Consider the following 14,556-nt stretch of genomic DNA (forward strand, 5'->3'; position numbering starts at 1 on the left):
CAATAGTGATGCGGTTCAGTATAGCGTGGATCCTGCTGAGTCTGTTTCAAGCAGCCCTGCTGCTAAGTATTTCAACGGCACGGCGGATATGCAGGATGTCACAGCATGATAAAACAAAGTATTTCGAAATGCTGGAGATAGTGAGAGATGCGTTAACTATTACCGGGTACGCATAGCGCACCCGGCATTTTCCTCAGACGTTCGCCGCACTCATCAGCCGAGACTTCATGGACTGATATGCAGACGCTGCATAGTCCTCCGCCCAACGCTGATCCTCTATCGCCTCCAGCTGCACCGCGCAGTACTTCGTTTCCGGCGTTTTGGAGATGGGATCGAGGTTATCCTGTGTCAGCTCGTTGCAGGCGCCAATCCACCACTGATAGGTCATGTAAACGGCTCCGGTGTTGATACGCTCGCTGATGCTGGCGCGGGTAATCACTTTGCCGCGGCGTGAACGTACCCAGACCAGCTGCCCGTCAGTAATGCCCAGCTTTTCTGCATCGGCAGGGTTCATTTGCACCCGGCCCGGCTCGTCGGCCAGGCTTTGCAGCGCGGCGCAGTTCCCGGTCATGGAGCGACAGGAATAATGTCCCACCTCGCGTACCGTACACAGCACCAGCGGGAAATCTGCATCCGGGGTTTCAGCCGGCGCGCGCCACGGTGCGGCAAAGAGTTGCCCTTTACCGCTCGGGGTGTCGAACTGATTGTCTTTGTACAGGTACGGCGTGCCGGGGTGATCCAGGGTCGGGCAGGGCCACTGCACGTGGCCCATCTCGCCCATTTTTTCATACGTCACGCCGTAGAAAAGCGGGCACAGCTCGCGCATCTCATCCCAGATCTGCTGGTTGGAGTCATAATGCATCGGGTAGCCCATCTCGGTGGCGAGCAGGCTGATGATTTCCCAGTCGCGCTTCACGTTGCCGCTGGCCTCGATGGCTTTGCCAAAACGCTGGAAGCCGCGATCGGCACAGGTAAAAACGCCGCCGTGCTCACCCCAGGATGTGGCCGGTAGCAGAACGTCCGCCACTTCTGCCGTTTTGGTCATAAAGATGTCCTGAACCACAACAAAGTCGAGCGCCTCAAAACCGCTGCGAACGAGACCGAGATCGGCCTCGGTCTGAAGCGGATCTTCCCCCATGATGTAGTAGGCCTTGACCTTGCCTTCCAGCGCCAGATGGGGCACCTCGGTAATGCGCGTCCCGACCCGATCGTCCATTTTGTTGACGTCAATCCCCCAGGCATCGGCGAATTTCTGCCTGACCGCAGGATCGGTCACATCCTGATAGCCGGGGAACATATTCGGCAGAACGCCCATGTCGCAGGCGCCCTGGACGTTGTTTTGACCGCGTACCGGCCCGACGCCGACGGCAGGGCGGCCGAGGTTGCCGGTCAGCAGCGCCAGGCTGGAAAGCCCTTTGACCACATCAACGGCCTGACCAAACTGGGTCACGCCCATTCCCCACATCACGGTTGCGGAAGGGGCCGCCGCGAAGGTGCGCATCGCCTGGCGGACGTCACGGGCGGGGATGCCAGTGATATGTTCGACCTTCTCCGGCGCATAGTCTTTTACCGTTTGTCGGTAGGCCTCAAGCCCTTCCGTAAAGCGCGCCACGTAGCTTTTGTCATATAGCTCCTCTTCAAGCAACACATAGCCAAAGGCGTTAACCAGCGCCATGTTGCTGCCGTTTTTCAGCTGCAGATGTTGGTCGGCAATGCGTGCCGTTTCAATGCGCCGCGGATCGCAGACGATAATTTTTGCGCCGTTCTCACGTGCTTTCAGCACGCGGCGGGCAACGATAGGGTGGGAGTCCGCGCAGTTATAGCCAAACACCAGCAGGCATTTTGAGTTTTCAATATCATTGATTGAGTTGCTCATTGCGCCATTGCCGAGCGTTTCCTGTAAACCGGCGACGGACGGGCCATGACAGACGCGCGCACAGCAGTCCACGTTGTTGGTGTTCAGCACCGCGCGGGCAAATTTCTGCATCACGTAGTTGGTTTCATTGCCGGTGCCGCGAGAGGAACCAGTGGTCATGATCGACCTCGGCCCGTGCTGCGCTTTAATACTGCTGAGCCTGTGGGCGGTGTAGCGGATCGCCTCTTCCCAGGTAACGGGGGTGAATGCTTCGCCTTTGCGGTAGCGGATCATGGGCTGGGTGAGGCGAGGGGTGAGCAGACGGGTATCGTTGAGGAAGTCCCAGCCGTAAAAGCCTTTCAGACATAAGGTGCCCTGGTTTGTGACGCCCTCTGCCGCTTCGGCACGGATGATACGGTTATTTTCAACGACAAGGTTCAATTTACAGCCTGCACCGCAGTACGGGCAGACGCTGGCGATCTTTTTCATCAATAACAGACCTGTTAAGAAATGAAGCAAAGTTGACTGGAAAACCCAGTCCCGTATGCGGAGGTAAGCAGGAAGCGTGCCAGGTTGTCTTTGCGTGTATTACAGGGAGTTATGCGGGGAGGGCGCGTGTCATCGTCAAGCTGTTCGTCAGTTTTGACGATGACACGTCAGGAGGCGCGGCGAGCTGGAACTTAGAGATCGTCCATCGTGTAACCCACCACGATTTCCAGCGTCTTGCGAATCACATCCGCCTGAACCACGTCGTGAGTGGCTTCCAGCGTCTGAATGAGCCAGAGGATGATCGCCTTATTAGACAGATGCCCCTCGGAGGCCAGAACACAGCGTACTGCAGTAGAAAAAACAGCGGACTCTTCAGCAAAACGATCGCCTGCGTGACGGAAGTATTCCGACAGCGCACTGTCTAAAAAAGCAGAGTGGTATTCGGGTTGAAGCTGAATATTTTGTCTCATTTGTTCTCACCGTAGCTGTAAAATTGCAGTCAATGTATTTTTTTGGGGTCGGACGGTTTTCCACTTCCAAATAACGGCACTACATTGTCTCTGTTATCGTTGAGAGGTCCCTCTCTTTTCGTTCGTCCTTGCGCGGTTCTGCGACGTGTAAAGGCGATGCTGTTTGAGCCAATTTCGGCAATCACCGCCTCAAGTGTCTCCCGCCGCCGGGGATCCTTTTCATGTTCTTTCATGCTCCGCAGACGCTGCAGCAAGCCTTCGGTTGTCACTGGCCCCCGCTCTTTCAGAAGAGAAAGAACGGCTTCACCGATAAGCGTGTCAATCAGTCGGTCTGCGTCACTGCTATTCATAACCTTACCGTTCGAAGAGCAGACCAAGCAGCATGTGGTAATGCTCTTCCTCTTCTGGCCCATCGGCTCTTTCGAGACGGCTGAGCAGTTTGGTACAGAGCGATTTGCGATTGAGGTTTCGCCCGTCGCTGAGGATTTCGACAACTACCTGGCCCAGCGTCTCTTGTTGAGTAGGTAGGGCGGCCTTTTCGAAGTACTGTGCGATCGCTGCTGCGGAATCTGTGGCGTAACCTTTCTGCTGCATGTTTCGCTCCTGTAAAATTTTGTAATCACTAACGTTACAATTAAGGTATACACAATTCCTAAATCTGTACATATAAAATGTACAAATTTTTAATATTTTTATGATATATTTTATAAAATCCTTTATTTTCAGTTAGTTGGTCGGCTGACATGAACCGGTAATGTTACAGGATATATTGTACAAAAAGGTCTGGCACTGGTAAGTTGTACAGCGCAGAAAAATATTTCATTAACTGCCGTAAATGATTGAGATGTAAATTATTTGTCAGGCAATGAATGTGCTATAAATGATACTTATCCACCTTTTTTGTGGCCAAAACCCTAACCCCAGGAATCGCATGCTCACAACCATCATTTACCGCAGCCATATCTGCGAGGACGTTCCAGTGAAAGCGCTGGAAGCCATGGTCGCTGCAGCAAATAGTAAAAACCGGCAATCCAACGTCACGGGGATCCTGCTGTTTAACGGCACTCATTTTTTTCAGCTGCTTGAAGGGCCAGTGGAACACGTCTCTGCTATCTATGAGCAGATCTGCAACGATCCGCGCCACCATAACGTGGTCGAGTTAATGCGCGATCACGGGCCTGTCCGGCGTTTTGGCAACGTGGGTATGGAGCTTTTTGATTTGCGCCACTTCGACAGGGACGAAGTGCTGCAGCAGGTGCTCAATAAGGGTACGACACGCTATCAGCTAGCCTATAACGATCGCCCTCTGCAGTTTTTCCGCACCTTTGTCGAGGCCACGGAAAAAGCGAACTATTTTGAACTGCCGCCTGCGGATTCATGGGAATTCGTTCGCGAAGAAACACACTTGTCCGGGCAGCCTGAGGTAGTCGCGAAAGGGGCGGATTGCAGCTTCGCGTTCCAGCCGATAGTCGATCCGTTTATGCAGCAGGTTGTCTCCTGGGAGGCGCTTTTGCGCACCCCGTCCGGCGACTCGCCAGGGGCTTATTTCGCCAGCCTTCCGAATGAGGAAGTGTACGCGTCTGATTTGCAAAGCAAGCAGGTGGCGCTCTCCATGGCCAGCGCGCTGGGGTTACAGGACCAGACGTTATCCCTGAACCTGCTGCCTATGACGCTGGTTAACATTCCCAACGCCGTGGACTTTCTGCTCACCGCGATTGAAGCAAATGGGTTTGTACCCGAGCAAATCGTGGTTGAGTTCACCGAGAGCGAAGCCATTTCCCGTTTTGATGACTTCACGGATTCGGTCAGGCAGTTAAAAAGCGCGGGTATCAGCGTGACGATCGATCACTTTGGCGCCGGTTTTGCCGGGCTGCAGCTGCTGGCCCACTTCCAGCCTGACAGAATTAAGATTAATCGCGATCTGGTGGCGAACGTGCATAAAAGTGGCCCCCGACAGGCCATTATTCAGGCGATTATCAAATGCTGTTCCTCGCTTGAGATCCAGTTCTGCGCGGTAGGAGTAGAGAAGGCTGAAGAGTGGATGTGGCTGGAATCCGCGGGTATTTCCCAGTTCCAGGGACATCTTTTTGCCAGCCCGCGACACGGCGGTATTCCGGCTATAGCGTGGCCGGAGAAAAAATTCGAGTTCTGATAAAGCTGTACACAATCGGACAGAGTTAGCTGTACGAACGGCAAATTTTATACAACAATGTATTAACAGGTGAACGGAGGAGCAGCCCGTTCACCCGTTCAAAATGCGGTCTTAGTTATACAAATGGTGTGTACAATCTGATAAGGTTGGTGCAGTTAGGTATGGAAGTTCTGAGCGTGAGGGAGTTAATGGCCTATTACAGTATCGGCGAAGTGGCCGAACGATGCGGTATCAACCCCGTTACGCTGCGTGCCTGGCAGCGCCGTTATGGATTGTTGAAGCCGCAGCGCAGCGAAGGGGGCCATCGTCAGTTTGACGATGAAGATATCCTGCGTATTGAAGAGATCAAACGCCTGATGAAAAGCGGCGTCTCGGTCGGAAAAGTTAAAGCCTTGCTGGAAAACAAAGAAGTATTGACTCAGGGCAACTGGGTCTCGTTCCAGGAAGAGATGATGACCGTTCTGCGCTATGCCAGCCCGGCAAAGCTGCGCGCCAAAATCGGCGAATTCCGCCGCGATCACGCGATAGATGCGTTGATTGACAATATTCTCTCTCCCGTCCGGCAGCGCATGAATCAGGATCAAAACACCGTGCGTCACATGGCGAGCCTGTTTGACGGCGTCCTGATCGAATTCGCGACAGCAAGCCTGGCGGAATCCCGCAAAAAAGCCGGTAAAGACGCGCTTCTTATTGGCTGGGAATGCGATGACCGCACCCACCTGTGGCTGGAAGCCGCGCGCTTATCGCAGAAGGGCTGGCACATAGACGTCCTGGCGGAACCTATTGATTCGCCGCGCCCTGAACTCTTCCCGGGACAAAAAATATTCGTCTGGACGGGAAAATCCCCAACGCCTCGCCAGCAGGAACAGCTCGACCACTGGCGTGAACAGGGGTTTGCTGTCTCATTTCATCACTGATTGTCTGAGGCCTTAAGGGCCTTTTTTGTTTTTGTCATTTTCTGAGCAAAAGCTATCTCAAAAATAGGCATTTCCGATGCATATTTTACTTTTCTCCTCTGCGTTATAAACGTTGCGACGAAATGCATTATTAATCAATGCATTGAACAAATACATCCATCCTGACTGCATCCTCTCACAGGGTCTATGCTTAATAAAAGTAGGCAAAAAGGGCGGTTTAGCCGAATGCCCCTGCTGACAGAGGGTTGAAGTGATAATCGTTATCACTAACATGGTGTTATGCCCTGATGGCTTATCAGATGAGGTGGACCTATGGAACTGCATTCAGAAACCTTTAATCCTGCCGATTTCGCCTGGCGCGGTTTAACGCTCACGCCGGCGGCGGCGGCACATATTCACGAGCTGGTGGCGAAAAAGCCCGAGATCCTCGGCGTGCGTTTAGGTGTCAAACAGACAGGTTGCGCAGGTTTCGGCTACGTGCTCGATACCGTCACCGAACCCGAAAAAGATGACCTGGTGTTCGAGACTGACGGTGCGAAATTGTACGTTGCGCTGCAGGCTATGCCGTTTATTGACGGCACCGAGGTGGACTACGTCCGCGAAGGCTTAAACCAGTTATTCAAATTTCATAACCCGAAAGCCCAGAACGAATGCGGCTGCGGCGAAAGCTTTGGGGTATAGGCGGTACTATGTCTCGTAATACTGAAGCAACGAGTGAAGTAAATACCTGGAGCGGTGGGCACCTCAACTATAAAGAGGGGTTCTTCACCCAGCTGCAGACCGATGAGCTGGCAAAAGGCATTAACGAAGATGTCGTGCGGGCGATCTCGGCGAAACGTAACGAGCCCGAGTGGATGCTGGAGTTTCGTCTGAGCGCATTCCGCGCCTGGCTGGAGATGGAAGAGCCGCACTGGCTGAAAGCGCATTATGACAAGCTGAACTATCAAGACTATAGCTACTACTCCGCGCCCTCATGCGGCAGCTGCGATGACACCTGCGCCTCACAGCCCGGCGCGGTACAGCAAACCGGCGCGGAAAACAGCTTCCTCAGCAAAGAGGTGGAAGAAGCTTTTAACCAGCTGGGCGTGCCCGTGCGTGAGGGTAAAGAGGTGGCGGTGGATGCCATTTTCGACTCCGTCTCGGTGGCGACCACCTACCGCGAGAAGCTGGCAGAGCAGGGGATCATTTTCTGCTCCTTCGGCGAAGCGATTCACGATCATCCGGAACTGGTGAAAAAGTACATTGGGACCGTGGTGCCCTCTAACGACAACTTCTTTGCGGCGCTCAACGCGGCGGTTACCTCGGACGGCACCTTTATTTACGTGCCGAAAGGCGTGCGCTGTCCGATGGAGCTTTCCACCTATTTCCGCATCAATGCCGAAAAAACCGGTCAGTTCGAACGCACGATCCTGGTCGCGGATGAAGGCAGCTACGTCAGCTACATCGAAGGATGCTCTGCCCCGGTCCGCGACAGCTATCAGCTGCACGCGGCGGTGGTGGAGGTCATTATTCATAAAGACGCCGAGGTGAAATACTCGACGGTGCAAAACTGGTTCCCGGGCGACGGCAATACCGGCGGCATCCTGAACTTCGTAACCAAGCGTGCGCTGTGCGAAGGCGAAAACAGCAAGATGTCGTGGACCCAGTCCGAAACCGGCTCGGCCATCACCTGGAAATACCCGAGCTGTATCCTGCGCGGCGATAACTCCATAGGCGAGTTTTACTCGGTGGCGCTCACCAGCGGCCATCAGCAGGCGGATACCGGCACCAAGATGATTCACATTGGTAAAAACACCAGGTCAACCATCATCTCGAAAGGGATCTCTGCCGGGCACAGCCAGAACAGCTATCGCGGGCTGGTGAAAATCATGCCGACGGCCACCAATGCACGAAACTTTACCCAGTGTGACTCGATGCTGATTGGCGCAGACTGCGGGGCGCATACCTTCCCGTACGTTGAGTGCCGCAACAATACGGCCCAGCTTGAGCACGAGGCGACGACGTCACGGATTGGGGAAGATCAGCTCTTCTATTGCCTGCAGCGCGGGATCAGCGAAGAAGACGCCATCTCGATGATCGTTAACGGCTTCTGTAAGGACGTGTTCTCTGAACTGCCGCTGGAATTTGCCGTTGAAGCCCAGAAACTCCTCGCCATTAGTCTTGAACACAGCGTCGGTTAAGGAAAGCACATGTTAAGCATTAAAGATTTACAGGTCAGCGTAGAAGACAAAGCCATCCTGCGTGGCCTCAATTTTGACGTCAAACCGGGCGAAGTCCACGCCATCATGGGGCCGAACGGTTCGGGGAAAAGTACGCTTTCTGCGACGCTGGCCGGACGCGAAGATTATGAAGTGACCCACGGCTCGGTCGAGTTTAACGGCAAAAATCTGCTGGAGATGTCGCCGGAAGATCGTGCGGGAGAGGGCATTTTTATGGCCTTCCAGTACCCCGTCGAAATTCCGGGCGTCAGTAATCAGTTCTTCCTGCAAACTGCGCTCAACGCGGTGCGCAAATACCGTGGCCTGGAGGCGCTGGACCGCTTCGACTTCCAGGACCTGATGGAAGAGAAGATCAAGCTGCTGAAAATGCCGGAAGATCTGCTGACCCGCTCGGTGAACGTCGGTTTTTCCGGCGGCGAGAAAAAGCGTAACGACATTCTGCAGATGGCTGTGCTGGAGCCTGAGCTGTGCATACTGGATGAGACCGACTCCGGTCTGGACATCGACGCCCTGAAGATTGTCGCTGACGGAGTGAACTCCCTGCGCGACGGCAAGCGTTCATTCATCATCGTCACCCACTATCAGCGCATTCTGGACTACATCAAGCCGGATTACGTTCACGTGCTTTATCAGGGGCGTATTGTCAAATCCGGTGATTTCACGCTGGTTAAACAACTGGAGGAGCAGGGCTATGGCTGGCTTACAGAACAGCAGTAATGCGCTCCAGCAGTGGCACCGGCTGTTTGAAGCCCAGGGCGGCACGCGCTCGGCGCAGGCGCAGCAGCATCTGCAGCAGATGCTGCGTCTTGGTCTGCCGACGCGTAAGCATGAGAACTGGAAATATACTCCGCTCGATGGCCTGCTGAACGCCGAGTTTGTGACCCGTCTGGCGGATCTGACTCCTGAGCAGCGTGATGCGCTGGCAGTGCACATTGATGCCCTGCGCCTGGTGTTTGTCGACGGTCAGTTCCGTCCGGAGCTGAGCGACGCTCTTCAGGCGAGCGGATTTGAGATTGAGATAAACGACGATCGCCAGCCCCTGAGCGCCCCGGTTCAGCCTGAGGTCTTTCTGCACCTGACCGAAAGCCTGGCCCGCAGCGTGACGCACATCCACGTGAAGCGTAACCAGCGTCCGGCCAAACCGCTGCTGCTGATGCACATCACTCAGGGTCTGAACGGCGACGAAATCAATACCGCGCACTATCGTCACCATCTTGAGCTGGCGGAGGGCGCCGAGGCCACGATCATCGAACATTACGTCAGCCTCAATGAGACGCGTCACTTTACCGGGGCGCGTCTGACGATGAACGTGGCGGGCAATGCCCAGCTACACCATATCAAGCTGGCGTTTGAGAATGCGCAGAGCCACCACTTTGCCCATAACGACATTGTCCTGGGCCAGGATGCGGCGGCGTACAGCCATAGCTTCCTGCTCGGCGGGTCGGTGCTGCGCCACAACACCAGCACGCAGCTTAACGGTGAAAACACCACGCTGCGCATCAACAGCCTGGCGATGCCGGTTAAATCTGAGGTGTGCGACACGCGCACGTGGCTGGAGCACAACAAAAGCTACTGCAACAGCCGCCAGCTGCACAAAACCATCGTGAGTGATAAAGGGCGAGCGGTGTTTAACGGTCTGATTAACGTGGCGCAGCACGCCATTAAAACCGACGGGCAGATGACCAACAACAATCTGCTGTTGGGCCGACTGGCGGAGGTGGACACCAAACCGCAGCTGGAGATCTACGCCGACGACGTGAAGTGCAGCCACGGTGCGACGGTCGGGCGAATCGACGACGAGCAGATGTTCTACCTGCGTTCCCGCGGCATCGACCAGCAGGCGGCGCAGAAAATGATTATCTATGCGTTTGCCGCCGAACTGACGGAAGCGCTGCACGATGGTCAGTTAAAACAGCAGGTGCTGGCGCGTATCGGTCAGCGTCTGCCTGGAGGCGAAGCATGAGTTTTCCCGTAGAGAAAGTACGGGCAGATTTCCCGGTTCTGACCCGTGAAGTGAACGGTCTTCCTCTGGCCTATCTGGACAGCGCGGCCAGCGCGCAGAAGCCGAATCAGGTGGTGGATGCCGAAGCCGAGTTTTATCGCCATGGCTATGCCGCCGTGCATCGAGGTATTCATACCCTGAGCGCCGAGGCGACCCAGCGGATGGAAAACGTGCGCACGCAGCTTGCTGCTTTTCTTAACGCCCGCTCGCCGGAAGGGCTGGTCTTCGTGCGCGGAACCACCGAAGGGATCAACCTTGTCGCTAACAGCTGGGGCAACGCACAGGTCCACGCGGGGGATAACATCATCATCACCCAGATGGAGCATCACGCCAATATCGTGCCGTGGCAGATGCTCTGCGAGCGCGTTGGTGCGCAATTGCGGGTCATTCCGCTCAACGTTGACGGGACGCTTCAGCTTGAGCAGCTTGACGTCTTGCTGGATGACCGCACGCGGCTGGTGGCGGTTACCCAGGTTTCCAACGTGCTGGGGACTGAAAACCCGGTGGCAGCGATTGTGGAAAAAGCCCATCAGGCGGGCGCAAAGGTCCTGATTGACGGCGCTCAGGCGGTGATGCACCACGCGGTTGACGTTCAGGCGCTGGACTGTGATTTCTACGTCTTTTCAGGCCACAAGCTCTATGGGCCGACCGGGATAGGCGTGCTGTATGTAAAAGAAGACATTCTGCAGGCGATGCCGCCGTGGGAAGGGGGCGGGTCGATGATCGCCACCGTCAGCCTTACGGAAGGCACGACCTACGCGCGCGCGCCGTGGCGTTTTGAAGCGGGCACGCCCAACACCGGTGGGATTATCGGTCTGGGGGCGGCGGTCTCTTACGTCTCTGCCATCGGTCTTGATGCCATTCAGGAGTATGAACGGCTGCTGATGCACTATGCGCTTGCGGAGCTTGCCAGCGTGCCGGATTTGACCCTCTACGGGCCTGCCGATCGTCAGGGGGTGATCGCGTTCAATCTCGGGAAACACCACGCCTATGACGTGGGCAGTTTCCTTGATAACTACGGCGTGGCTGTCCGCACCGGGCACCACTGCGCCATGCCGCTGATGGCGTTTTACCAGGTGCCGGCAATGTGCCGCGCATCTCTGGTGATGTACAACACGACGGAAGAGGTCGACAGGCTGGTGGCGGGGCTTAAGCGCATTCACCAGCTGCTGGGCTAACGGAGAGGCAAACGATGGCAGAACTGCCGGACAGAGACAAATTGCTGCGCAACTTTGGGCGTTGCGCAAACTGGGAAGAGAAGTACCTTTATATCATCGAGCTGGGGCAGCGTCTGCCACCGCTCGGTGAAGAGGCGCATAGCCCGGAAAATATTATTCAGGGCTGTCAGAGCCAGGTCTGGATTGTGATGACGCAGTCTGATGACGGCACGATAGAATTGCGCGGCGACAGCGATGCCGCCATTGTAAAAGGGCTTATTGCGGTCGTCTTTAGCCTTTATCAGCAGATGTCGGCGCAGGATATTGTCGCGTTCGATGTCCGCCCGTGGTTTGAAAAAATGGCCTTAACCCAACACCTCACCCCGTCCCGTTCTCAGGGACTGGAAGCGATGATTCGCGCCATCCGCGCCAAAGCTTCAATCCTTAGCTAGACTTACAGAACAGCATTCATTCTGTTTCGCGAGGTGGTTCCCGCCTCGCTGGTTTTTCAGCTTTCTGGCGTTCTGTCAGTGAATAAGGAATCTCAGCATGAAGCGCGCGTCTCTCATAACTCTATTACTCCTCAGTTCGCTCGGAGCCCTCAACTTGGCCCGTGCGATGGACTATCCGTTGCCGCCCGCAGGCAGTCGTCTGATTGGGCAAAATCAAACCTACACGATACAGGAAGGGGATAATAAGCTGCAGACCATCGCCCGTCGGTTTAATACGGCGGCGCAGGTGATCCTTGAAACCAACAATACCATTGCGCCGGTTAACCCTGCGCCGGGAACCGTCATTACCATTCCGTCGCAAATGCTGTTGCCGGATACGCCGCGCGAGGGGATTGTGGTGAATCTCGCTGAGCTTCGGCTCTACTACTTCCCGCCGGGTCAAAACATTGTTCAGGTTTTCCCGCTGGGTATCGGACAGCTGGGGCTGGAAACGCCGGTGACGACCACGCGGGTGAGCCAGAAGATCCCTAATCCCACCTGGACGCCCACGCCGGGCATCAGAGCGCGTTCTCTGGAGCAGGGCATCAAATTGCCTCCGGTGGTTCCTGCCGGGCCAAATAACCCCCTAGGACGCTTCGCGCTGCGTTTAGGCGTGGGCAACGGGGAATATCTCATCCACGGCACCAGCGCGCCGGACAGCGTCGGCCTGCGGGTCAGCTCCGGCTGTATGCGGATGAACGCCCCGGACATTAAGGCCCTGTTCGAACAGGTGCGGGTGGGCACGCGGGTGCAGATTATTAATGAACCCGTGAAATTCTCCGTTGAGCCGGATGGTAAACGCTATATTGAAGTCCACCGTCCGCTTGCGCAGGTAGAAGGGGAGAATCCGCAGGTCTCGCCCATTACCCATTCCTCCGAGTTTGCGACCTTTGTTTCTCAGGCGGGAAGCGATAAGGCGCTGATTGATAAAGCCCTGTCACGTCGTGCCGGGATCCCGGTTATCGTATCGTCCGGTAGCGGCCCGTCAGCCAGCAATAGCGTGTTGTCGGTGCAGAACAGCCGGGTATCTGCTGCGGTAGCGGAAGATGAAGGAGAGAAGGTGACGCAGTAGCCGTTTGACGCAGGCAAAAAAAATGGCGCACAATGTGCGCCATTTTATTAACAGGTACTATTACTTACGGTATTTAGTAGCCTGGTTGTCCAGACGCTGGTTAGCGCGAGCTGCGTCGTCTTTAGCAGCCTGAACGTCGGAACGGATTGCGTTCACGTCGTTGCTCAGCTGGTCAACTTTAGCGTTCAGAGTCTGAACGTCAGAAGACAGCTGATCGATTTTAGCGTTGCTGGAGCAACCAGCCAGCAGAGTAGAACCCAGGATTACCGCGCCCAGTACCAGTTTAGTACGATTCATTATTAATACCCTCTAGATTGAGTTAATCTCCATGTAGCGTTACAAGTATTACACAAAGTTTTTTGGGTTGAGAATATTTTTTTGATGGGAATACACCTATTTTTGATCGTTCGCTCAAAGAAGCATCGAATCAGCCCTTTTCGGGCAAAAATCTAAGGAAAAAAAGGCATTTATCATCGGATTCATCTTAGATAATTCGCAATTAAATAGAAAAATCCGATTTGCATTTTGAATGCGTTTGGCTAATGCCAGGAATAAAAAAAGCGCCCGGAGGGCGCTTTTTATCCAAATTAATTCGTTCAGGAATTATTACAGCACGTGAACAGATGCGGTATTGGTAGTGCCGCTTGGTACCAGTGCGCCAGAAACCATGACCACAACGTCACCTTTCTGTGCCAGACCACGATCAACCAGCTCCAGAGCCACTTCTTTACCCAGACGGTAGAAATCATCCGTAGACGCGATCTCTTTCACCAGGTGTGGGATCACGCCTTTGCTCAGCACCAGCTGACGGGCAGTGGTTTCGTTGGTGGTCAGCGCAAGGATAGTCGCATCCGGGAAGTATTTACGCACGGCGCGAGCAGATTTACCGCCCTGGGTGGCAACCACGATCAGTGGGGCTTCCAGTTTCTCAGCCGTTTCTACCGCACCGCGGCATACCGCTTCGGTGATGCGCAGCTTGCGGCTGTCGTTGTTGTAGTCCAGACGGCTTTTCATCACGCGATCGGTACGTTCGCAGATGGTGGCCATGATGGACACCGCTTCCAGCGGATATTTACCTTTCGCGGATTCGCCGGACAGCATAACGGCATCGGTACCGTCGAGGATGGCGTTTGCCACGTCGCCTGCTTCAGCGCGGGTAGGGCGTGGGTTTTTGATCATGGAGTCCAGCATCTGCGTTGCGGTGATAACCACTTTACGCGCGCGCACGCATTTCTCGATCATCATCTTCTGCGCGAAGATCACTTCTTCAACCGGGATTTCTACACCCAGGTCGCCACGTGCAACCATGATGCCGTCAGACGCTTCGAGGATTTCGTCGAAGTTGTTCAGGCCTTCCTGGTTTTCAATTTTGGAGATGATCTGGATCTTCTCGCCGCCGTGCGCTTTCAGGTGCTCACGAATTTCAACTACGTCAGAACGCTTACGAATGAAGGATGCCGCAACAAAGTCAACGCCTTGTTCGCAACCGAAGATCAGGTCCTGTTTGTCTTTTTCAGCCAGCGCTGGCAGTGCGATAGAAACGCCCGGCAGGTTAACGCCTTTGTTTTCGCCCAGGTCGCCGTTGTTCAGCACTTTACAGATAACTTTGTTGCCTTCGATAGCGGTAACTTCCATACCGATCAGACCATCGTCTACCAGCACGGTGTTACCAACGGACAGATCGTTGGTGAAGCCTTCATAGGTCACTGCAACGATTTCGCTGTTGCCGACA

The 14,556-nt window shown here is 54.8% G+C and carries 15 protein-coding genes; 9 read left to right on the plus strand and 6 right to left on the minus strand.

Annotated features, from left to right (window positions below; all coding sequences use genetic code 11):
- Window positions 1-193: 193 nt before the first annotated feature.
- The 4 genes from fdhF to ycgZ form a co-directional block, all read right to left on the minus strand.
- Window positions 194-2,344 carry a formate dehydrogenase subunit alpha gene (gene fdhF / locus ACWYRJ_RS12760; protein ID WP_127730498.1) on the minus strand — a complete coding sequence of 717 codons (2,151 nt, stop codon included), beginning with the start codon at window positions 2,342-2,344 and terminating at the stop codon, window positions 194-196.
- Window positions 2,345-2,535: 191 nt separating this feature from the next.
- Complete coding sequence (locus tag ACWYRJ_RS12765) at window positions 2,536-2,814, minus strand: biofilm/acid-resistance regulator YmgB/AriR (protein WP_023311323.1); 279 nt, start codon at window positions 2,812-2,814, stop codon at window positions 2,536-2,538.
- A gap of 29 nt (window positions 2,815-2,843) precedes the next feature.
- On the minus strand, window positions 2,844-3,164 hold the full coding sequence (locus ACWYRJ_RS12770) for a hypothetical protein (protein ID WP_271367724.1): 321 nt from the start codon (window positions 3,162-3,164) through the stop codon (window positions 2,844-2,846).
- A gap of 4 nt (window positions 3,165-3,168) precedes the next feature.
- Complete coding sequence (gene ycgZ / locus ACWYRJ_RS12775; protein ID WP_029739771.1) at window positions 3,169-3,408, minus strand: regulatory protein YcgZ; 240 nt, start codon at window positions 3,406-3,408, stop codon at window positions 3,169-3,171.
- A 337-nt stretch (window positions 3,409-3,745) separates the two neighbouring features.
- On the opposite strand from ycgZ, the gene ACWYRJ_RS12780 reads away from it, so the two are divergent.
- From ACWYRJ_RS12780 to ldtE, 9 genes are all read left to right on the plus strand, one after another.
- The gene (locus ACWYRJ_RS12780) at window positions 3,746-4,966 is read left to right on the plus strand and encodes a diguanylate phosphodiesterase (RefSeq protein ID WP_455508000.1); all 1,221 of its coding nucleotides are present in this window, start codon (window positions 3,746-3,748) and stop codon (window positions 4,964-4,966) included.
- Window positions 4,967-5,154: 188 nt separating this feature from the next.
- Window positions 5,155-5,883 (plus strand): MerR family transcriptional regulator, encoded by a 729-nt coding sequence (locus tag ACWYRJ_RS12785; RefSeq protein WP_111965632.1) that lies wholly within the window; start codon window positions 5,155-5,157, stop codon window positions 5,881-5,883.
- A gap of 312 nt (window positions 5,884-6,195) precedes the next feature.
- A complete protein-coding gene (sufA, locus tag ACWYRJ_RS12790) occupies window positions 6,196-6,564 on the plus strand; it encodes a Fe-S cluster assembly scaffold SufA (RefSeq protein ID WP_008500631.1) in 369 nt (122 codons plus the stop codon).
- Between the two features lie 8 nt (window positions 6,565-6,572).
- Window positions 6,573-8,063 (plus strand): Fe-S cluster assembly protein SufB, encoded by a 1,491-nt coding sequence (gene sufB / locus ACWYRJ_RS12795; protein ID WP_455508001.1) that lies wholly within the window; start codon window positions 6,573-6,575, stop codon window positions 8,061-8,063.
- A gap of 9 nt (window positions 8,064-8,072) precedes the next feature.
- Window positions 8,073-8,819 carry a Fe-S cluster assembly ATPase SufC gene (gene sufC, locus ACWYRJ_RS12800; RefSeq protein WP_029739774.1) on the plus strand — a complete coding sequence of 249 codons (747 nt, stop codon included), beginning with the start codon at window positions 8,073-8,075 and terminating at the stop codon, window positions 8,817-8,819.
- A complete protein-coding gene (gene sufD / locus ACWYRJ_RS12805; RefSeq protein WP_455508002.1) occupies window positions 8,794-10,065 on the plus strand; it encodes a Fe-S cluster assembly protein SufD in 1,272 nt (423 codons plus the stop codon). Before sufC ends, sufD begins: the two co-directional genes overlap by 26 nt.
- Window positions 10,062-11,282: a cysteine desulfurase SufS gene (sufS, locus tag ACWYRJ_RS12810; RefSeq protein WP_455508003.1), complete on the plus strand. Its 1,221-nt coding sequence runs from the start codon at window positions 10,062-10,064 to the stop codon at window positions 11,280-11,282. The genes sufD and sufS overlap by 4 nt, the downstream gene beginning before the upstream one ends.
- Window positions 11,283-11,296: 14 nt before the next feature.
- Window positions 11,297-11,713: a cysteine desulfuration protein SufE gene (sufE, locus tag ACWYRJ_RS12815; protein WP_111965637.1), complete on the plus strand. Its 417-nt coding sequence runs from the start codon at window positions 11,297-11,299 to the stop codon at window positions 11,711-11,713.
- Between the two features lie 97 nt (window positions 11,714-11,810).
- Window positions 11,811-12,824, plus strand: a complete 1,014-nt coding sequence (ldtE, locus tag ACWYRJ_RS12820) for a L,D-transpeptidase LdtE (protein WP_455508004.1) — start codon at window positions 11,811-11,813, stop codon at window positions 12,822-12,824.
- 60 nt (window positions 12,825-12,884) lie between these two features.
- Here ldtE and lpp read toward each other — a convergent pair whose 3' ends face one another.
- Window positions 12,885-13,121, minus strand: coding sequence for a murein lipoprotein Lpp (lpp, locus tag ACWYRJ_RS12825; protein WP_010430241.1), 237 nt, complete (start codon window positions 13,119-13,121; stop codon window positions 12,885-12,887).
- A 309-nt stretch (window positions 13,122-13,430) separates the two neighbouring features.
- Window positions 13,431-14,556: pyruvate kinase PykF (gene pykF / locus ACWYRJ_RS12830; protein WP_455508005.1), on the minus strand; the 1,126-nt coding region annotated here is incomplete at its 5' end.

This window comes from Enterobacter sp., assembly GCF_977039595.1.